Annotated in this window: 16 protein-coding genes; 11 read left to right on the top strand and 5 right to left on the bottom strand. The window is 71.0% G+C overall.

Going from position 1 to position 20727, the window contains the following annotated elements; genetic code table 11:
- Nucleotides 1-134 precede the first annotated feature (134 nt).
- On the top strand, nucleotides 135-2936 hold the full coding sequence (gene secA / locus HHX41_RS12765; protein WP_182906113.1) for a preprotein translocase subunit SecA: 2802 nt from the start codon (nucleotides 135-137) through the stop codon (nucleotides 2934-2936).
- A gap of 65 nt (nucleotides 2937-3001) precedes the next feature.
- Here the strand turns inward: secA and HHX41_RS12770 are convergent, their stop codons facing one another.
- The 3 genes from HHX41_RS12770 to HHX41_RS12780 all read right to left on the bottom strand — a co-directional run bounded on the left by HHX41_RS12770 (nucleotide 3002) and on the right by HHX41_RS12780 (nucleotide 5822).
- Nucleotides 3002-3457, bottom strand: coding sequence for an Rv3235 family protein (locus tag HHX41_RS12770; protein WP_169982839.1), 456 nt, complete (start codon nucleotides 3455-3457; stop codon nucleotides 3002-3004).
- Nucleotides 3458-3718: 261 nt separating this feature from the next.
- On the bottom strand, nucleotides 3719-5053 hold the full coding sequence (locus HHX41_RS12775; protein ID WP_182906114.1) for a PTS transporter subunit EIIC: 1335 nt from the start codon (nucleotides 5051-5053) through the stop codon (nucleotides 3719-3721).
- Nucleotides 5054-5081: 28 nt separating this feature from the next.
- Nucleotides 5082-5822: a GntR family transcriptional regulator gene (locus tag HHX41_RS12780; protein ID WP_169982841.1), complete on the bottom strand. Its 741-nt coding sequence runs from the start codon at nucleotides 5820-5822 to the stop codon at nucleotides 5082-5084.
- A gap of 153 nt (nucleotides 5823-5975) precedes the next feature.
- On the opposite strand from HHX41_RS12780, the gene HHX41_RS12785 reads away from it, so the two are divergent.
- The 10 genes from HHX41_RS12785 to HHX41_RS12830 all read left to right on the top strand — a co-directional run bounded on the left by HHX41_RS12785 (nucleotide 5976) and on the right by HHX41_RS12830 (nucleotide 13811).
- Nucleotides 5976-7010, top strand: a complete 1035-nt coding sequence (locus HHX41_RS12785; protein WP_182906115.1) for an SIS domain-containing protein — start codon at nucleotides 5976-5978, stop codon at nucleotides 7008-7010.
- Between the two features lie 18 nt (nucleotides 7011-7028).
- Entirely contained in the window at nucleotides 7029-7265 is a 237-nt protein-coding gene (locus tag HHX41_RS12790; protein WP_169982843.1) for a glucose PTS transporter subunit EIIB, read from the top strand.
- A gap of 80 nt (nucleotides 7266-7345) precedes the next feature.
- On the top strand, nucleotides 7346-7792 hold the full coding sequence (locus HHX41_RS12795; RefSeq protein ID WP_182906116.1) for a PTS glucose transporter subunit IIA: 447 nt from the start codon (nucleotides 7346-7348) through the stop codon (nucleotides 7790-7792).
- 6 nt (nucleotides 7793-7798) lie between these two features.
- Complete coding sequence (locus HHX41_RS12800; RefSeq protein WP_169982845.1) at nucleotides 7799-8434, top strand: HAD family phosphatase; 636 nt, start codon at nucleotides 7799-7801, stop codon at nucleotides 8432-8434.
- Between the two features lie 24 nt (nucleotides 8435-8458).
- Entirely contained in the window at nucleotides 8459-8716 is a 258-nt protein-coding gene (locus HHX41_RS12805; protein ID WP_169982846.1) for an HPr family phosphocarrier protein, read from the top strand.
- A gap of 5 nt (nucleotides 8717-8721) precedes the next feature.
- The gene (gene ptsP, locus HHX41_RS12810) at nucleotides 8722-10467 is read left to right on the top strand and encodes a phosphoenolpyruvate--protein phosphotransferase (protein ID WP_182906117.1); all 1746 of its coding nucleotides are present in this window, start codon (nucleotides 8722-8724) and stop codon (nucleotides 10465-10467) included.
- A gap of 59 nt (nucleotides 10468-10526) precedes the next feature.
- Nucleotides 10527-11855, top strand: a complete 1329-nt coding sequence (locus HHX41_RS12815; protein WP_310741956.1) for a glycoside hydrolase family 3 protein — start codon at nucleotides 10527-10529, stop codon at nucleotides 11853-11855.
- A 55-nt stretch (nucleotides 11856-11910) separates the two neighbouring features.
- On the top strand, nucleotides 11911-12582 hold the full coding sequence (locus HHX41_RS12820; protein ID WP_169982848.1) for an HAD family phosphatase: 672 nt from the start codon (nucleotides 11911-11913) through the stop codon (nucleotides 12580-12582).
- Nucleotides 12583-12620: 38 nt separating this feature from the next.
- Nucleotides 12621-13127 (top strand): DUF6912 family protein, encoded by a 507-nt coding sequence (locus HHX41_RS12825; protein WP_182906118.1) that lies wholly within the window; start codon nucleotides 12621-12623, stop codon nucleotides 13125-13127.
- Nucleotides 13128-13178: 51 nt separating this feature from the next.
- On the top strand, nucleotides 13179-13811 hold the full coding sequence (locus HHX41_RS12830; protein WP_169982850.1) for an HAD family hydrolase: 633 nt from the start codon (nucleotides 13179-13181) through the stop codon (nucleotides 13809-13811).
- Nucleotides 13812-13885: 74 nt separating this feature from the next.
- Here HHX41_RS12830 and HHX41_RS12835 read toward each other — a convergent pair whose 3' ends face one another.
- Both HHX41_RS12835 and HHX41_RS12840 read right to left on the bottom strand, forming a co-directional pair.
- The gene (locus tag HHX41_RS12835) at nucleotides 13886-14335 is read right to left on the bottom strand and encodes a hypothetical protein (RefSeq protein WP_169982851.1); all 450 of its coding nucleotides are present in this window, start codon (nucleotides 14333-14335) and stop codon (nucleotides 13886-13888) included.
- Complete coding sequence (locus HHX41_RS12840) at nucleotides 14328-20669, bottom strand: RHS repeat-associated core domain-containing protein (protein ID WP_182906119.1); 6342 nt, start codon at nucleotides 20667-20669, stop codon at nucleotides 14328-14330. Before HHX41_RS12840 ends, HHX41_RS12835 begins: the two co-directional genes overlap by 8 nt.
- Nucleotides 20670-20727 lie beyond the last annotated feature (58 nt).

The raw sequence follows: 20727 nt of genomic DNA on the forward strand, positions 1-20727 counted from the left end.
TGCCGCGGCGCTCCGTCGATAGCAGGTGGGTGTGTCTGGTACTGGAACCGCCTACGATGGCTAGCGGGGAAGTATGTCTCGTCCTCACACCCCGGTGATCGGCCGGGGTAGACCTGCGAGGAGCTTTACTAAAAGTGCCAGCCATTCTCGACAAGATCCTTCGCGCCGGCGAAGGCAAGACTCTGCGGAAGCTCAAGCGCATCGCCGAGCAGGTCAACTCCATCGAAGAGGACTTCACGAGCCTGTCCGACGCCGAGCTCCGCGCACTGACCGCCGAGTACAAGCAGCGCCACGCCGAGGGCGAGTCCCTCGACGACCTGCTGCCGGAGGCGTTCGCGACCGTCCGCGAGGCCGCCCGTCGAGTCCTCGGGCAGCGCCACTTCGACGTGCAGCTCATGGGTGGCGCCAACCTGCACATGGGCAACATCTCCGAGATGCGCACCGGTGAGGGCAAGACGCTCACCTGTACGCTTCCCGCGTACCTGAACGCCATCTCCGGCAAGGGCGTCCACGTCGTCACGGTCAACGACTACCTGGCCAAGCGCGACGCCGAGACCATGGGCCGCGTCCACCGCTTCCTCGGCCTGGAGGTCGGGGTCATCCTGGCGAACATGTCGCCGGAGGAGCGCCGCAGGCAGTACAACGCCGACATCACGTACGGCACGAACAACGAGTTCGGCTTCGACTACCTCCGCGACAACATGGCGTGGTCGATGGAGGAGTGCGTCCAGCGTGGCCACAACTTCGCCATCGTGGACGAGGTCGACTCGATCCTGATCGACGAGGCCAGGACTCCGCTCATCATCTCCGGCCCGGGCGAGCAGTCGGGCAAGTGGTACCAGGAGTTCGCCAAGATCGTGCCGCGGCTGCGGCGCGGCACCGAGGGCAAGGACGGCGAGGAGAGCACCGGCGACTACGTCGTCGACGAGAAGAAGCGCACCGTCGGCATCCTCGAGGCGGGCGTGGAGAGAGTCGAGGACTGGCTCGGCATCGACAACCTCTACAAGCCCGAGCACACCCACCTCGTGCAGTTCCTCAACAACGCTCTCAAGGCCAAGGAACTGTTCAAGAAGGACAAGGACTACATCGTCGTCGACGGCGAGGTCCTGATCGTCGACGAGTTCACCGGGCGCGTCCTGCACGGCCGCCGCTACAACGAGGGCATGCACCAGGCCATCGAGGCCAAGGAAGGTGTGAAGATCAAGGACGAGAACCAGACTCTCGCCACGATCACCCTCCAGAACTACTTCCGCCTCTACGAGAAGCTGGCCGGCATGACCGGTACGGCCGCCACCGAGGCCAACGAGTTCCACCAGACCTACAAGCTGGGCGTCGTCCCGATCCCGACGAACCGGCCGATGGTCCGCATGGACCAGCCCGACGTCGTCTACAAGACCGAGGACGCCAAGTTCCAGGCGTGCGTCGATGACATCAAGGCGCGCTACGAGAAGGGCCAGCCGGTCCTCGTCGGCACCACCAGCGTCGAGAAGTCCGAGAAGCTGTCGCGGATGCTCAAGCGCCAGGGCGTGCCCCATGAGGTGCTGAACGCGAAGAACCACGCCCGTGAGGCCGCGATCGTCGCCGAGGCGGGCCGCAAGGGTGCGGTCACCGTGGCGACCAACATGGCCGGTCGAGGCACCGACATCATGCTCGGTGGCAACCCCGAGTTCCGCGCCGACCTGGAGCTTCAGCAGCGCGGCCTGTCGCCCTCCGAGACTCCGGAGGAGTACGAGAAGGCCTGGGCCGAGGCGCTGGAGAAGGCGAAGGAGGCCGTCAAGGCCGAGCACGAGGAGGTCACCGAGTCCGGCGGCCTCTACGTGCTGGGCACCGAGCGGCACGAGTCGCGGCGCATCGACAACCAGCTCCGCGGTCGTTCCGGCCGTCAGGGCGACCCCGGCGAGTCGCGCTTCTACCTCTCGCTCGAGGACGACCTCATGCGGCTGTTCAACTCGGCCCGGGTCGAGATGATCATGACGCGGCTCAACATCCCGGACGACGTGCCGATCGAGTCGGGCATGGTGTCCAAGGCCATCGCCTCCGCGCAGCACCAGGTCGAGCAGCAGAACTTCGAGATCCGCAAGAACGTCCTGAAGTACGACGAGGTGATGAACCGCCAGCGCACGGTCATCTACGCCGAGCGGCGGCGGGTGCTGGAGGGCGCCGACCTGCACGAGCAGGTCCGCGGCTTCGTCACCGACGTCATCGACGACTACGTCAAGGGCGCCACCGCGGAGGGCTTCGCCGAGGAGTGGGACCTCGAGAAGCTGTGGAAGGCGTTCGGCCAGCTCTACCCGATCTCCTTCACCGTCGACGAGCTCATCGAGCGGATCGGCGGCGACCGGGAGGACCTGTCGGCGGAGCTCATCGCCGAGAAGGTCAAGGAGGACGCGCTCGCGGCCTACGACCGCCGCGAGGAGCAGCTCGGCTCCGAGGCGATGCGCGAGCTGGAGCGCCGGGTCATCCTCTCCGTGCTCGACCGTAAGTGGCGCGAGCACCTCTACGAGATGGACTACCTCCAGGAGGGCATCGGCATGCGCGCCTATGCCCAGAAGGACCCGCTGATCGAGTATCAGCGCGAGGGCTTCGAGATGTTCACCGCGATGCTCGACGGCATCAAGGAGGAGTCGGCCGGCTACCTGTTCAACCTCGAGGTCGAGGTGCAGGCCAACCCGATCGTCGAGGAGAACGCCGAGGACGACACGGCGCTCTCCGAGACCGGCTCGATCATCGCCCGGGCGCTGCGGCAGCCGTCGCGGCCGACCGAGATGGTCTACAGCGCGCCGGGAGAGAGCGGCGACGTGGAGGTCAGCCGGGTGCGGTCGACCCCCGAGCAGCGCGCCGCCTACGGCGACACCGAGCGCAACGCGCCCTGCCCCTGCGGCTCGGGCAAGAAGTACAAGCGCTGCCACGGGGACCCGCGCAACCAGCAGGCGTGACGTGACCTGAGAACGGACCCCGCCGGGCCTGCCCGGCGGGGTCCTTCGCGTCACGGGGGCCCCGGTCACGCGGTCTCGAACTCGGTGACGAGCCACTGCACGCCCTGCCGCTCCAGTCGTACGGCGAGCACGTGGCTGCGCGGCCCGCAGTGGACGAGCAGGCACATCTCGATCGCGCCGTCGCGGGGGCGTTGTACATGGGGAAGACCTGTCAGCGGCGGCCGCTCGGCGTCGATCATCTTCCCGGCCCGGACCAGTTCGCGGTAGGCCCGCTCGGTGAGCCGTCCGGCGACGGTCTCCGGAGGCCTGCGGCCCGCCAGGACCTCCGCGAGCGCCTGGCCGAGCCCCCGCAGGCGGCGCTCGTCCGTGGGCGTGCCCGTACGGCGCGGGACCGGGGCCAGGGCCAGCGCGCCGTACGTGCCGGGGCGCGGCGTGATGTGGCCGCCGCCGTCGCGCTCGTCGTACGGAGGATCGGCCGGGGGGACGGACGTGAGCCGTGGCAGGGGGACGGGCTTGGGCATCGGGACTCCGCTCTCGTGCGCAGTGAACCTGACGCCTAATAGAGGTTGCGGTCATCCCTCCTGATACCGGGCACGCCAACTTTGCCGCGTGGCGGGCCTTTGTGCCGAGGTTCGTCCGGGAAATCCCCTCGGGTTGGCGTGAGCCGCTCGGATTCGCGCATGGTCTGATCGACGATTAACGGCATCCGCAACCACGGGAAACACAACAGGGGCGCCCGGGATCACCGGGCGCCCCTGCTCCCTGAGAGGGGACGTGACGCGTCAGGCGCGGGCCCGCGCCGTCTCGGCGCTCTCCCCGGAGTCCACGTCGGGCTCCGGTTCCCGGCCGGGCGTCATGATGTTCAGCTTCTTGATGAGGAAGCTGAAGACCACGTAGTAGAGGACGAAGTAGACGATGCCGATCAGCATGATCAGCCAGAAGTTGTGCGTGTTGTCCTTCGTCGCGTTCAGGGCGGCGTCGATCGCACCGGCGGAGAACCCGAAGCCGAGCCGTCCGTCGAGAGCGGCGACCAGGGCCATCGAGACGCCGGTGAGCAGCGCGTGCACCGCGAACAGGATCGGGGCCACGAAGATGAAGGCGAACTCGATCGGCTCGGTGATGCCGGTGACGAACGAGATCAGGGCCGTGGAGATCATGATGCTGCCGATGGCGGCGCGGCGGTTCGACGGCGCGGCCCGCCACATGGCGATCGCGGCGGCCGGCAGGCCGAACATCATGACCGGGAAGAAGCCCGCCATGAAAGCTCCGGCGCCGTCCTGGCCGGCGAAGTAGCAGTTCAGGTCGCCCGCGGCCTGGGTCGCGCCGACGGTGCACTCCGGCACGGTGAACCAGACGATCGAGTTGACGAAGTGGTGCAGACCGAAGGGGATGAGGCCCCTGTTCACGATCCCATAGATGCCCGCACCGAGTGTCGAGTGAGTGGCCAGCCAGTCGCCGAAGTTGGTCAGGCCCTGCCCGATCGGCGGCCAGACAAGGCCGAAGACGACGCCGAGGATCAGTCCGGCCAGCGCGGTGAGGATCGGCACGAAGCGGCGGCCGCCGAAGAACGCGAGGTAGGCGGGCAGCTTGGTCCGGTAGTACCGCTGCCAGAGGATGGCCGCGACGAGGCCCATGAGGATGCCGCCGAGCACTCCGGTCGGGTTGGCCGATGCCAGGTTGAGCGCTTCGGCCGGCTTGCCGTCCGCTCCCAGGACGGTCTGCGCCACCTTCTTGTGCACCGCCGCGTCCGCGGAGGCGTCGAAGAACATCAGGTGGGTGACCCGGTCCCAGACGAGGTAGCCGACCACGGCCGCCAGGGCGGTCGAGCCGTCGGCCCGCCGGGCGAAGCCGACCGCCACACCGATCGCGAACAGCAGCGGCAGCGCGTCGAACAGGGCGCCGCCCGCGCCGCCGATGACCTGTGCGATCTTGTCGAGCGTCGCGTTGTCCGTACGGCCGAGGAGGTCGTCCTGGCCGATCCGGAGAAGGAGAGCCGCGGCGGGCAGCGCCGCGATCGGGAGCATCAGGGAACGGCCGATACGGGACAGCGCGGTCATCACCGCGTTCTGGTTCGAGGGCGCGGCCGGCAGGCCCGCGTCGGCGGAGGTGGAACTCATCGGGTGTTCCTCCAGGGTGGGGGGACTACTAGAGGCGTCTGGCCGGGGCTCCGAGGAGCGTCCGGAGCTGGTAGCGGTCGGCGCGATAGGTGGAGACGCCGAGTTCGGCGCAGACCCCGCCGGCGAAGGACCGGCGCTGCAGCAGCAGCACGGCCCCGCCCCGGGGCAGTTTGAGCAGGTCGGCGTCGCTCGGATCGGCGACGCCGCCGTCGATGGTCAGCTCCCCGGCGTCCATGACGAGTCCGTAGCGCGACTCGAGCAGGGAGTACAGGGATCGTCCGGTCAGGTCGTAGGTGTCGAGATCGGGCGCGAGCGCGACCGGGATGTGGGCGCGCTCGATGCTCAGCGGTTCCCCGTCCGCCGTGCGCAGCCGCTCGATGAAGTGGACGGCGTCTCCCGGCTGGATGCCGAGCTGCCGTGCGAGGTGGGCACTGGCCCGGACCACCCGCCGGTCCAGGTCACGGGAGCCCGGCTCCATGCCGCGCGCCCGCATGTCGTCGGTGAAGGAGGTGAGTTGGAGCGCCAGCTCGATCTTCGGCCGGGCCACGAACGTGCCCTTGCCGGGGACCCGGTGCAACCGGCCCTCGGACACCAGGTGGTCGACGGCCTGCCGTACCGTCATACGGGACAGGTCATAACGCTGGCTCAGGTCACGCTCGGAGGGGATCGCCGCGCCGATCGGCAGCTCGTTGCTCTCGATGAGGTCGAGCAGGATCTCCCGTAGCTGGAAATACTTGGGCACCGGGCTGTCCGGATCGATCTGGGCCACTGATCCCTCCCCTCTCGCTCTGGATCGTCCGAATAAGTTAAGGTTCTTACTGGTCTAGTCCGGACTAGACCACAGCCGGGAAATGTGTGTCAATGTATGGGCCGGCGACGGATCGATAACGGACAAATCTCGCCAAGCAAGGGATGATCATCGATGACGACCAGAATGCGCGGTGAGATCGCCGAGCAGCCCGCGGCGATCCGGGCGACGCTGGACGCCCTCCTCCCGAGGACCGGCGACGTCGAGGCGGTCGCGCGCGGCACCCGGCACCTGCTGTTCGTCGCCCGCGGGACCTCGGACAACGCGGCGGTCTACGGCCGCTACCTGATCGAGTCGCGGGCGGGCCGGATGGCCGCGATGGGCGCGCCCTCCGTGGCCACCACCTACCGCCGCAGGCTCGACCTCGACGGGGTGCTCGCCGTGGGCCTGTCCCAGTCCGGCCGTACGGAGGAGATCGTCGAGACCCTCCAGTGGGCGAAGGACTGCGGCGCGAAGACCGTCGCGATCACCAACGGCGGCGAGGAGTCGCCGCTGGCCCAGGCCGCCGACCTCGCGCTGTGCACGCTCGCCGGCGAGGAGAAGGCCGTCCCGGCCACGAAGACCTACACGACCCAGCTCGCGGCGCTGGCCGTGCTCGCGATCGGCCTCGGCGCCGACGTGGACGCCGACGACCTGCGCAAGGTGCCGGACGCGGTGGAGAAGCTGGTCTCCGACCCCGGCGACCTGGACGCCGTGGTCGAGGGCCTGGCCGACAAGCCCGGCGTCGTCGTCTCCGGCCGCGGCCTGGCGTTCTCGACCGCGCTGGAGCTGGCGCTCAAGCTCAAGGAGGCGTGCTACCTGCACGCCATGGGCCTGTCGTACGCCGATCTGCTGCACGGCCCGATCGCGGTCGTGGACGCCGAGACCCCGGCGATCCTGGTGGCGGCGGGGCAGGGCCCGACACTGGCGGGCACGGTCGCGCTGGCCGAGCGGGTCACCGGCGCGGGCGCCGCCGCCTTCGGCGTCGGTGGCGGCGAACGGCTCGCCGCCGCCTCGACCGCCGCACTGAACGGTCCGGACCTGCCCGAGTGGGTGGCTCCGTTGGGACTCATCGTCCCCGGGCAGTTGCTCACCGAAGCGCTCGCGCGCAGGCTCGGAATCGACCCCGATTCCCCCCGCGGTCTGAAGAAGGTCACCCAGACCGACTGAACAACAGGAGGATCCCCCATGGCTGCAGACGCCGAGGCGATCATCGCCGGGCTCGGTGGCGCCGACAACATCATCGAGGTGGAGCCGTGCATCACCCGGCTGCGCACCGAGGTGCACGACGCCTCCAGGGTGGACCAGGCCGCGCTCAAGGCGGCCGGCGCCCACGGAGTGATGGCGGCGGGCAACGTCGTCCAGGTCGTGGTGGGCCCCGAGGCCGACACCATCGCCAGCGACATCGAGGACATCATCGGCTGATCCGGGAGGTCACGGCAGGTCCGCCGGTATCCGGCGGACCTATCGGTGACGCCTGCCCGGTCCCAGGGAAGGGCGCTTCATTGACGACTGTTCTCGCCCCGGTCGCGGGGGCGGCCATCGGGCTGGCCGCCGTGCCGGATCCGGTGTTCTCCCAGGCGATGGTCGGTCCGGGGACCGCGATCGACCCCGTACGCGGGCCCGTCGAGGCGGTGGCCCCGATCAGCGGCACGATCGTGAAGCTGCACCCGCACGCGTACGTCGTGGTGGGGGATGACGGCAGGGGCGTGCTGGTGCATCTGGGCATCGACACCGTGCAACTCAAGGGCGAGGGCTTCCGCCTGCTCGCGACCGAGGGGGACCGCGTCGGCGCGGGGCAGCCCGTAGTGGCCTGGAACCCCGCCGCGATCGAGGCCGGCGGCCGCTCGCCGGTCTGCCCGGTGGTGGCGCTCGACGCGCCGGCCGGCGCGGTCGGGAAGGTCGCCGAGGGCGGCGTGAACGCGGGCGACGCGCTGTTCGAGTGGTCGTGACCAGTGATGGAGGCCGCGCTCTTCGACCTGGACGGCACTTTGATCAACACGGAGATCCGCAGCCTGGCCCTGTGGCGGATGCTCCTGGACAACCATGGGATCTTCTACGACGAGACGCTGCTGCGGCGCGTCATGGGCCGCCGCGGGGTGGACGTCGTTCCCGAGGTGCTGCCCGGGACGGATCCGGAGGTCGTGATGGAGGAGATCCGCTCCTACTACGACCATCCGGATCTGCCCGGCATCGTGCCGGTCCCGGGGGCGGCCGAGCTGGTGTCCCGGGTCGCGGAGCAGGGCGCTCCGCTGGCCCTGGTCACCTCGGCCCAGCGATGGTGGGCGGTGGAACGGCTCACCGACATCGGCGTCGTGGAGGTGGTACGGACCATCGTCTCCGCCGAGGACGTGAGCGTGGGCAAGCCCGATCCGTCCGGATATCTCCTGGCGGCCGACCTGCTCCAGGTGGACGCGGCGAAGTGCGTGGTGTTCGAGGACTCGCTCGCCGGAATCGCGGCGGCCCGGGCCGCGGGTATGACCTGCGTCGCGGTGGCCACCACCCATCATCCGGATGAACTGTCGCACGCGGATCTGGTAATCCCCGATATGTCGGGTATTGACTGGCCTTTGACGGAACTACCGGCGGTCTAGACCACCGCCCCAGGAGGAGGAAACGTGGCCGAACGCACAGTCAGCGTCGCGTCCGAGGTCGGGCTGCACGCCCGGCCGGCGGCGACGTTCGTGCAGACCGCGGCGAAGGTGCCCTTCGACGTCACCATCGCGAAGGCGGGCGGCGCGCCGGTGAGCGCGAAGAGCATCCTGTCGGTTCTGGCGCTCGACGTACGGCAGGGGGAGTCGATCGTCATCAGCGCGGATGGCGAGGGCGCCGAAGAGCTGCTCGACGAGCTCGCCCAGATCGCCTCGGCCTCCTGACGCCGATGGACGGGCAGCGGAAGACGGGGACGACGGTGGGGGACGACGACGGCACGCGGTCGCTGGCCGGCACTGTGCTTGCCGGTACGGGGGTCAGCCCCGGCGCCGGGTACGGCCCGGTCCATGTGCTCGTGGGTGAGATCCCCGAGCCCGACAAGGACGCGCGCCACGACGGCGACGCCGCCGCCGAACGCGCCCGCGCCGGACGGGCGGTCGAGGAGGTGGCCGCCGACCTGGAGGCGCGCGGCGCCAGGGCGGGCGGCGAGGCACAGGACGTGCTCGGCGCGCAGGCGTTGATGGCCCGCGACCCGAGCCTGGCCATGGAGGTCGGCGAGCTCGTCGACCGCGGCGTGGCCGCCCCGCGCGCCGTCTTCGACGCGTTCGGCAAGTATCGGGACCTGCTCGCGGCGGCCGGCGGCTACCTGGCCGAGCGCGTGGCCGACCTCGACGACATCCGCGACCGGGTGATCGCCGTGCTCACCGGCCTGCCCATGCCCGGCGTGCCGACGGGCGCCGATGAGCCGTTCGTGCTCGTCGCCAAGGACCTCGCCCCGGCCGACACCGCGCTGCTGTCGAAGGACGTGGTCGCCGCGTTCGTCACCGAGCAGGGTGGGCCCACCAGCCACACGGCGATCCTCGCCCGCTCGATGGGCGTGCCCGCCGTCGTGGGCTGCGCCGGCGCGACCGCGATCGCCCCCGGCACCTCCGTGCTGGTCGACGGCGCCTCGGGACAGGTGCTGCTCGCGCCCGGCCAGGCCCGCGTGGCCGAGGCCCGCGCCGCTGACGAGGCACGGCGCGCGGCGCTGTCGGCGGCCACCGGCCCCGGCGCGACCGCCGACGGCCACCCCGTGCCCCTGCTCGCCAACATCGGCGGCCCCCGCGATCTGGAGAGCGCGCTGGCCAACGGCGCCGAGGGCGTCGGTCTCTACCGCACCGAGTTTCTCTTCCTCGACCGGGAGACCGCGCCGTCGGGGAGCGAGCAGGAGCAGGCCTACCGGGCGGTGTTCGAGGCGTTCCCGGAGGGCCGGGTGGTGGTGCGCACGCTCGACTCCGGCGCCGACAAGCCGCTGGCGTTCCTGCCGCCTCCGGAGGAGGAGCCGAACCCGGCGCTCGGCGAGCGCGGTCTGCGCATGTTCCGCCGGTACCCGGAGATCATGACCGCCCAGCTGGGCGCGCTGGCCGGGGCCGCGGCGGGCGTCTCGGCCAAGGTGCAGGTCATGGCGCCCATGGTGGCCACCGTGGAGGAGGCCGAGTGGTTCGCCGAGGCCTGCCGTACGGCGGGGCTCGCCGGCGCGGGCATCATGATCGAGGTGCCGTCGGCGGCGCTGCGGGCGGCGGACCTCATCCGGGCCGTCGACTTCTTCTCGATCGGGACCAACGACCTCACGCAGTACGCGCTCGCGGCCGACCGCCAGGTCAGCGCCGTCGCCGGGCTGCAGGACCCGTGGCATCCCGCGGTGCTCGACCTGATCGCGATGGCGGCCTCGGCGGCCTCCGCGGCGGGCAAGGGCTGCGGGGTCTGCGGCGAGGCCGCGGCCGATCCGGTGCTCGCCTGCGTGCTCGTCGGCATGGGGGTCACCTCGCTGTCCATGGGCGCTCCCGCGCTGCCCTGGGTGCGCGCGGCCCTGTCGCGGCACACGCTCGCGCAGTGCCGCGACGCCGCCGCCGCGGCGCGCTCGGCCACCTCGGCGCCGGACGCCAAAGCGGCAGCTCGCGCGCAGCTGCCGGGCCTGGACGCGCTCGCGCTCTGACTCTCCGGCATACCCGGTCCGGGCCCGGTAGCCCCCGGGGCACGGATACGGTAAAGAACGTGCCACGAATCAGACACGGTGTCGTCATGCTCGCCCTTCTCGTGACCGGGTGCTCGTCCGTGTCCCCCGCGGCCGTGTCACCGGCAGCGTCCCCGGCAGCGTCGTCGGCGGCACCGTCGTCGGCGGCGCCGTCGCCGTCCGGGGCCGGGTCCCCGTCGGCGTCGCCCGCGGCCCGGCCCTCCGCCGACCGGGCCGAACGGACGCTCGCGGCCATGAGCCTGCGGGACAAGGTCGCGCAGCTGTTCACCATCGTCGTCTGGGGCCCGAAGGCCGGGGCGGCGAGCAAGGAGAACGAGGCACGATACGGCGTGGCGACACCGGCGGAGGTGGTGGAGAAGTTCCGCCCCGGAGGGGTGATCCTGTTCGACTGGGCGGGCAACGTCTCCGGCGCGGGCCAGGTCGCCGCGCTCACCACCGGCCTGCGCGAGGCGGCGGCCAGGTCGGGCGAGGCGCCCCTGATGATCGGCGTGGACCAGGAGAACGGCCTCGTCTCCCGGCTCAAGCCGCTCGTCACCAAGCTCCCCGGCGCGTCGCAGATCGGCGCGACCGGCAAGACGGCGAACGCACGCGACGTCGCCAGGGTGACCGGTACGGAACTGCGCGATCTCGGCATCTCGCTCGACTTCGCGCCGGTCGCCGACGTCAACATCAACCCCCGCAACCCCGTCATCGGCCCCCGCGCGTACGGCTCCGACCCGAAGAAGGTGGCCGCGATGGTCGGGGCGGCCGTCGACGGCTTCCAGGAGGCGGGCGTGGCCTCGGTCGCCAAGCACTTCCCCGGCCACGGGGACACCTCGGTCGACAGCCACACGGGCCTGCCGGTGATCACGCATTCGAAGGCGCAGTGGCGGAAGCTGGACGCGCCGCCGTTCCGCACGGCGATCGAGCACGGCGTGGACGCGATCATGTCGGCGCACGTGGTGATGCCGAAGCTCGACCCTGCGGGCGACCCCGCGACGCTGTCCCCCCGCATCCTCACCGGCCTGCTCCGCGAGGAGCTCGGCTTCGACGGCGTGATCAGCACCGACGCGCTCGACATGGCCGGCGTGCGGAAGAAGTACGGCGACACCGAGGTCGCCGTACGGGCCGTCCTCGCCGGGGCCGACATCCTCCTCATGCCGCCGAACCTGCCCAAGGCGTACGACGCCGTCCTCGACGCGGTGAAGTCGGGACGCATCTCCGAGCGCAGGATCGACGAGTCGGTGCTGCGGATCCTGCGGCTGAAGGACAAACGCGGCGTCTTCGGCCCGATCCACACCGATCCCGGCGCGCTGAGATCCGCCGCGCACCTCAGGATCGCCGAACGCGTCTTCGCGGCCGCCGGATGAGCAGGCGGGCGGGCCGGGCGGCCTAGTATTTGAGGCACGTCGGCTGGGAGGCGCGGTGCTCAAGGGTGTGCTGATCGACTGGGGCGGGGTTCTGACCACGAGCCTGGCCGAGTCCGTCGCGGAGTGGATCGAGGCCGACCGGATCGACCCCCGGCACTACCGGGAGGTGATGCGCGCCCTGGTCGCGCAGGCGTACCGGGCGGGCGCCGAGCCCGGCGTGGAGAACCCGATCCACGCGCTGGAGCGGGGCGAGATCCCCGTCCTCGAGTTCGAGCGCGCCCTGGCGGCCCGGCTGGTGACCCTCGACGGCGGGCCGCCGGAGGCCGACGGCCTGCTGGCCCGGATGTTCGCCGGCTTCCGGCCGGTCGAGGAGATGAACGAGATGCTGCGACTGGCCCGCGCGGGCGGTTACAGCACCTGTCTGCTGTCCAACTCCTGGGGCGACCACTACGCGCGTGAGGGCTGGGAGGCCATCTTCGACGCGGTCGTCATCTCGGGCGAGGTCGGCATGCGCAAGCCCGAGGAGCGGATCTTCCACCACGCGCTCGGCCTGCTGGGGCTGGAGCCGGGACAGTGCGTGTTCGTCGACGACATCGAGGCGAACATCCTGGCCGCCCGCGCGATCGGCCTGGTCGGCGTCCACCACAACGAGCCCGCGGCGACCATCGCCGAGCTGGAGCGCCTGTTCGGCCTGCCTCTCCGCGAGACCGGCACCGCCCGCCTGTAGTTCGCCCGCCCGCACATTCACACCGAGTCGAGGAACGCATGCGCGTGTATCTGCCGTCCACGATTCCCGCGCTGGCGCGCGTCGTCGCCGCGGGAGAGCTGGGTCCGGCCCCGCTGACCGGCTTCGCGGTCACCCCCGCTCTGATCGAGTGGTACGTCTCGGGGGACACCGAGGAACTGGAGTACGTCGCGCTGACCGAGGCCGCCCGGGCCTCCCTGCGCATGCTGGCCGCCGACCGCAAGGACGGCGTCGAGGTGGCCGCGCGGCGGATCGTGATCGCGGCCGAGGTGCCCGACGAGACCGTGAAGGCCGGCGCCGAGCTGGAGGAGCGCGCCCGCGTGCGGGTGCTGGAGGCGGTCCCGCTGCGGCTGGTCGCCGCGGTGCACGTGGACGACCCGGACGCCGTGCCGGACGTGGAGGCCGCGATCGCCGCGCTGCCGTCGGCCGACGCCGGGGACGACGACGCGCGGTTCGTCGTGGACGGCGCGGAGGACCACGAACTGCTGTGGTACGCCACACAGGAGATCCCGGATCTGCTCACCTGACCCACGGCGTTCATGGATATGTCACACCCGGCGTCTAAGCTGGGAGACACGATGACACACATTGTTTGGGACTGGAACGGCACGCTCTTCCACGACATCGACGCCGTCGTCGGCGCGACCAACGAGCTCTTCCAGTCGTACGGCCTGGGGCCGTACGACGCGGAGGGCTTCCGCGAGGTGTACACCCGCCCCATCTGGGTGGCGTACGAGCGGATGCTCGGCCGGCCGCTCAGGGAGGGCGAATGGGAGTTGCTCGACGCGGGCTTCCACGACCACTACCACCGGCTGATGGAGGCGTGCAGCCTCGCCGAGGGGGCGCTGTCGAGCCTGCGCGCCTGGGGTGAGGCGGGCCGCACGCAGTCGCTGCTGTCCATGTGGGGCCACGAGAGGCTGGTCCGCAAGACCGGCGAGTTCGGCATCGACGGCCACTTCACCCGGATCGACGGCTCGCGCTCGGCGACCGGCGGCCACAAGGCCGAGCACATGGTCGAGCACCTGCGCGCGCTCGGTGTCGACTCGGCGAAGGTCGTCGTCATCGGTGACAGCGTGGACGACGCCCACGCGGCCCAGCACGTCGGCGCCCGCGCGATCCTCTACACCGGCGGCATGACCAGGCGGTCGGAGCTGGAGGGCGTCGGGGTCCCGGTGGTGGACTCGCTGGCCAACGCCCTCGACCTCGTCTGACGGCCGCCACCCGGCCCGCTACCCGGCGGCTTCCGGTGGCTTCCGACGGCGAGCCGCCGGAAAGCCACTCGGGTTCACGCGTCCCGGCGGGCCTGGCGTTCCTCCTCCTCCAGCAGCCATCGGGGCTTGGCCCTGCGCGGCGGCCGGTAGAGCCGCTTGACGGCCACACCGCCGACGACGAACGAGGCGAACAGGAACAGGCCCATGATCGCGTCCCAGGTCTCCTGACCGGAGACCCGGGTGTAGGCGAGCATCACGGCCCACATCGCGAGCATGACGGCCCCGGGGAGCTGCGCGAACGGCAGGTTGCGCAGCTCCTTCGGGTTGTCGGTGTCGAAGTAGCGGGCCGCCCAGGTGCTGCCGGCCCCGCTTCGGACGAACCTGACGTGGTTGACGAAGCCGAGGATCGCGAGCAGGGCGGCGGCGAGCACCGCCCACACCGGCGCGTGCGGGTAGCCCGCGACCTCGTCCGGGGCGGCCACCAGGCCGGCCGTGTCGGCCAGGGCGCCCGTCATGCTAACCAAAGAGACTCTTCCATCCCTTCTTGATACCCGACCCCACCGACTTGACGGTGTTCACCACCGGCTTGCGCATGTGGTCGTACGCGGCGATCGCGGTGTCGCCGACGACGCCGCCGACCATACCGCCGATGTAGGCGCCCGCGGCGCCGCAGACGGCGGCGAGCACGACGCCCGGGCTGCACGCCGCCGCGCCGATCGTGGCGCCCGCGTAGGAGCCGCCCGCGACCGCCGCCCCGCGGATGGTCGCCCGCGCGATCTTCTCACCGGTGTTGACGTCCTTGCCCGAGTCGCTGCTCCACTGGGTGAGCGCGCCGTCGGCGAAGGTGGCGACGACGCCGAACCTGCCGACGAACTTGCCCGCCTTACCGAGCCGGCCGCCCCACTTGATGCCGCGCGCCTCGATCCGGTTTGCCTTCGCGTCGTACCACTTGCTGAGCCCCTTCCACAGCCACTTGGTCAGCCAGTTGCCCTCCGGATAGCTGACCGACTTGAGCTTGTAGAGGCCGGCCATGACGCGGCGGCTCTCCTTGAAGTTCTCCCCCCAGGTGTTGAGCATGTCCGCGGGGCCGCCCAGCCCGTACGCCAGCCAGCCCAGAGCGGTGAACTTGCGCGGGTCGACGCTGGCCAGGGTGTTGCTCTTCACCGTGGAGCCGAAGCTCGGGCCGGAGCGGTGCGGGGCGCCGCCCCCACCGCCGGTGTATCCACCGCCGCCGTGGCTCCCACCGCCGCCACCGCCGTGGTGGTTTCCACCGCCCCCACCGCCGCCGTGGTTGAGGACGGCCAGCAGGGCCCGCAGGAGCGCCAGCATGATCGCCAGCCAGCTGCCCCAGAACTTGCCGTCGGGGTCGGTGAAGGTGACGGGGTTGTTGCCGGCGTAGGCGTAGCCGTTCATCTGCTGCGGGTCGTGCGGATCGATGATCGGGTCGACGCTGATGAACCTGCCGGTGGCCGGGTCGTACTCGCGCGCCCCGAGGTGGGTGAGCCCGGTGGAGTCGTCCACGGTGCCGCCGACGAAGCCCTTCTCGCCCGGCCAGGAGCCCGGGGGCGATCCCCGCAGCTGGCCGAAGGGCTTGAACCGGCGCTGGGTCAGCGACTGGTTCGCCGCGTCGATCGCCAGCTCCGCCGTGCCGTTCTGGTCGGCGGCCAGGAACTTCACGCCCGCGGTGGTGCGCACCGCGACCGTCACGGTGTCGTGGGTGTAGTACCTGGTCGCCTGGACCTTGGCCGTGGCCTTGTCCAGGCGCAGCTCCAGCCCCGGGAGGTAGAGCGTGGTGCCGCCGGGGTCGCGCCGGACGAGCCGGTTGCCGTCGGCGTCGTACAGGTAGGAGGTCACCTTCGTGCCCTCGGTCACCTTGGCGAGGTGGCCCTCGACGTCCCACTCCAGCGTCTGGGACGTGGCGCCGATCGCGCGGCCGGTGGTGTTGCCGGTCTCGTCGTAGGCGTAGGACTCGGTGCGGGCGCCCGCGCCGCCGGTCTGGGTCACGCCGGACAGGGCGTGCGGATGCGGCGAGCCGGGGGCCGGGTAGTCGTAGGCCCGGGTCGTGTCGGCCGCGCCGCCGACGCCGTGTTCGACCTCCTTCGTGCGGTTGCCGGTGACGTCGTACCCGAACGACTGCCAGTAGGGCGCGACGCCGCCGACGACGCTCGCGCTCGGCGTGCCCGCGCACGACCGGGTGCCCTGCGTCCAGGCCTCGGTGAGGCGGCGCAGGTAGTCGTAGCCGAAGCACTGGATGTCGGTGCCGCCGCGGGACACGTCGGAGATCGACACGACGTTGCCCACGGCGTCGTAGGTGTAGGTGGCGTCGCGGTCCACGCCCGGCACGTCCTCGCGGTCCACCCGCGACGAGTGGAGGCGCTGCGTGCCGTACTCGTAGGAGTAGGTGAACCAGGTCTTCTTGCCGCCGGTCGACAGCTCGTACTGCTCGGGCTTGCCGGTGAGGCTGTGGATCGAGTCGGTGACGTAAGGCGACAGGCCCGACATGGTGGTGGGCCGGCGCAGGTCGTCGTAGGAGTAGACGACGGTCTCGGCGGGCAGGCCGCCGGCGTCGGGATAGGTGGCCGACTGCACGGTGCCGTCCAGCTTGTAGCGCGTGTCGAACACGTAGCTGCCCGCGAGCGCGCCCTCGGCGGACGGGATCGTCACGGTCGTGCGGATGGCCCGGTAGAGGTTGTCGTAGGCGTTGAACGTGGTCGTGTACGCCTGGCCGTTCACGTACCTGGTGGCGCTGGACGCCTGGCCCTTGCGCACGGTGTCGTAGGTCCACGACGCCATCAGCGGTCCGGTCGCCGAGCCCTCGCGGGTCTCCGTCCTGCGGCCCATGGAGTCGTAGACGTTGAAGATCTTCTTGCCGCGCGCGTCGGTGGTGGTCAGCACGTGGTCGAGGTCGTCGTACGTCGTCTTCGTCGTCCCCTTGTCGGGGTCGCGGACCTCGGTCTCCCGCCCGCGCAGGTCGTGGAAGTGGGTCCACACGTTGCCCGCGGGGTCCTTGACGGTGGAGAGCTTGCCGGCGGGCGTGTAGGTGTAGGTCGTCTTGTCGTAGTCGCCGGTCGGCGAGTCGCCCTTGTACTGACGCAGCTCGACGATCTGGTCGCGGGCGTCGGTCAGCGTGGTCACCGGCGTGTCGCCCGTCGGCGGGTCCACGGTGACCCGGCCGCCGCCGTAGCTGGTGACCGTGCGCCACTTCTCCTTGGTCTCGCCGTTGCCGACCAGGAACCGTTCGAGCGTGACCCGGTTGCGGCCGTCGTAGTCGAACACCTTCTGCGACTCGACGTCGCCGTCGTACGCGCCGAACAGCTTGGTCGAGGGGGCCGCGGTCGAGTAGTACTGCCCGTACTCGCGGGCCACGTTGCCCCGGGAGTCGTAGAACTTGTCGCTGACCAGGCGGCCGCCGTCCGGCCCCGGCTCCTGGGTCTGGCGCAGCCGCAGCCGCCCGTCGTACAGCTCGTACGTCGGCGGGGTCTGGCCGCCCTCGGCGTCGAGCTTCTTCGTACCGATGGCGACGATCTCGCCGTCCACGATGCGGTAGCCGAACTCCAGGTTCGGCGTCTGGCTCGCGGCCTTCGACCGGTCGGGCATCCACACCTTCAGCAGGCGGCCGAGCGCGTCGTACTCCAGGTCGGTGCGCTTGCCGTTGGCGTCGATCTTGACGGTCTCGAACCCGTACGCCGGGTCCTTCTCCTGGCTGGTGACGTGGGCCGTCGAGGAGTCGCCGGGGACCACCGGCGGCCCGGTGACCTTCACACCCGTGTTCAGCCCGCCGGTGTCGGTGTAGGCCGTGGTCGTGACGTGGCCGGCCGCGTTCTTGGTGGTCAGCTCGCGGCCGTAGGCGTCGTACGTCGAGATCTCCTTGGCGACGTACGTCGCGGTGGTGCCGTCGTGCGCGGCGATCGTCTCGACACGGGTGATGTCGCCCTTGGTGGGCGCGGCCCCGAAGGCGCCGTTGTCGTAGAAGGTGCGGTCGTCCTCGACGACCTGCTTCGACCGGTCGGGGGTGGCCGAGCACGCCACCGCGACGGTCTCCACCCTGGACGGATACCTCAGCATCCAGGCGCCGGTGTTCTGGGCGTAGGTGGTGCGGGTGCACCGGTCGTCGGCGGTGGTGGACAGGTCGCCCTTGTCGTCCACCTGGGTGGTGAGACCGGCGACGGGCTCGTACTTGGTCGCACTCTCGGTCTCCCGCCAGCCGCCGCCGTCCATCGCGGTCCACGTGTGCGTCTTGGCGACGTTGACGATGTTGGCGGTGACGGTGCCCCAGCTCCGGGTGCGCTTGGCCGTCTCCTGGTACCACGGGGTGTTGACGGTCTTGACCGCGACCGCGCCGTCCACGCCCTCGTATTCGGTCCGCTTGAGCTCGAACCCCTGCAGCGGGTCCTCGTCGACGGCGCTGCCGCCCTCGCCGTCGGAGACCGTGACCTTCTTGGTCCCGCCGCCGGGCCCGGCCCGGTCGCCGTTCATGCCGCGCAGGTAGCGCGTCTCGACCTGGGAGCGCAGGTCGTTCCAGCCGCCGGTCCGCACCCGTACGCGGCCGTAGCCGCGCCACTGCGACCAGGTCTTGTACTTCTCCTTGGTCATGCCGTCGTCGTCGTCGTAGTGCCAGGCGGCGCCGTCGAGGTACTCGTACGTCGTCAGCGCGTCGGGGGAGCCGCCGGTGCGGTCGCTCTGCACGACCTGGGTGACGACGTACTTGTGGAACCAGTCGGTGATCGGGTCCTCGTACCCGGCGGGCGTCCACTTCACCGGGAAGCAGCGCCGGGTGTTGGTCTCCGGGGTGGGCAGCGAGCCGAGCGCGCAGTCGGCGTCGGAGTAGTTGACGTCGATCTGCCCGCCCGACTCGTCGTAGACCGCCCCGAGGCGGTACTTGACGAACGGCGGGATGTCGTCGCCCTGCTTGTCCACGCGGTTGGGCAGTTGCACGTGGTTGAAAGTGACCGAGGGCAGTGTCACCGGGCTGCCGGTCGCGCGGCCCGTGTGCGCGATCGACTTCACCAGCAGGGCCTGGTCGATGTCCGCGTCGCCCCACAGGTGGTCGAGGGTCCAGTTGTCGACGTCACGGTAGCCGCCGTCGGCCTTGATCACCTGTGTGGTGACGCCGGTCAGCCGCTTGCGGGACCAGAACGTGGGCGCGAGCGTTCCGTGGGTCGCCTTGCACTCGGTGCCGGCGGTGCAGTTCAGGTCGTACGGCACGTCCGGCCACTTCGTGGGGTTCGAGCCGATCTTGCTCGGGTCGCAGTCGAAGGCGTCGGTCTTCAGGCACCGCTCTGAGACGCCGAACACCACGCGCGCCGGGGCCTTGGCGGTGAAGAGCGTGTCGGAGCGCTGGCCGTACTCGATGCGGTCGAGCCAGCCGCCGCGCACGTACGGCGTCTCGTCCTCGGGCTTGAGGTTGCGGCCGTAGTGGTTGCCCTCCTGCTGGTAGTAGTACGTGATGGCGTTGCCGCGCGGGTCCACGACGTAGTCGAGGTTCCACTGGTAGGCCTGCTGGCACCACGAGGCGGCGAAGGTGGAGGCGTGGCACGGCTCGCCCGCGTCGTCGCCGAACACGGGATGGGTCCAGGCCGACTTCGTCTCCGGCTTGCCGCTGCTCCAGCCGGGCAGCCGGTTGAGCCCGAAGAAGAACTGCACGCCGTCGGGGGTGGTGAGCTTCCAGTACTCCCCGTCGTCGTCACCGTTGGCCTTGGCCGTGTCCTTCAGGCGCTCGACCCGGGTGCCGTCGTCGTTCTTCATCCGCCACGTGCCGTCGGAGGCCTGGATCAGCTCGCCGCCGCGTCCGTTCCAGCTGATCACGGCGTTGTCGTACGCCCAGCACTGGTCGCCGGGCGGGGTGCCCCACTGGTCCTTCGGCGCCCCGTCGTCCGCGCAGGGCTTGTAGGCGCGCTTGATGTAGCCGGGCCAGTAGTCGAAGCCCTCGCCCACCCAGGACGGCTGGTTGTTGGTGTTGGACGTGCGGCCGTCCACCGCGCCCGAGGAGTAGCCGATCTCCACCTTGGGCGTCAGCTCACCGGGGACCGGCGGCACCCGCAGGGGATACGACCAGGAGAAGTCGCCCGACTGCTCGGCCACGGTCCAGGTGGCCGACGGCGACAGCTTGGTGGCCTTGTAGTCGCCCTTGTCGCTGGAGTCGCCGGACACCGCGGCCAGCACGGTCGCCTGCTCTCCCGCGAGGGCCGCCGTCCCCGTCGCCGGTGCCGCCTGCGGGGCGGCCGGGATGGTCGCGGTGAGCGTGCCCTTCGCCGCGTCGTTGCGCGCGCGGACCGGCGTCTCCGTACGGCAGGCGGGCTGGTCGGGGGTGGTCAGCACGCAGGCGGGCAGCCGGACCAGCCGCAGCCGGCTGCCGTACGAGCCGCCGAAGTCGTCGGCGAGGGCCGAGTAGTCGACCGTGACACTCGTCGTGCCGCCGGCCGCGACGTCTTTGGCGGCACTGTCTTTGGCGGCACTGTCCTTGGTCGGTGTGTCTTTGGCGGCCGTGTTTTCGGCGGGGGCGAGGGTGAACAGGGCGCCGTCGACGCCCGCGCGCTCGGCGGCGGCGCGGTCGAGCATCCGCACGGCGCCGGGGGAGGTGACCTTCACCTCGCCGGACGGGCGTGGCCGCGTGGCGGGGGCGCCGGCCGGGTCGGGGCGGCGGGGCTTGACGCCCAGCGTCTCGCCGCGGACCACGCGCTCGGCGCTGTTCACCTCCGGGCGTCCCGCGTCCGGGGCCGCCGCCTGGGCGGGCTGGGCGACCAGGGACGCCGCGACGGTGGCGAGCGCCGTGACCGCGGCGACCCCGCGTCTGAACCGCTGCCTCGACCGCTGCCTGAACCGCTGGCTGAACCGCTTCGGGTGGGGGAACCCGTACATGCGCAACCTCCCGCCCGGCCGCCGCGTGGCGGCCGGGCCTGGTTTCGATTTCGAGTCG

Origin of the sequence: Microbispora sp. H13382, assembly GCF_014161445.1 — a bacterium.
Taxonomy (GTDB): domain Bacteria; phylum Actinomycetota; class Actinomycetes; order Streptosporangiales; family Streptosporangiaceae; genus Microbispora.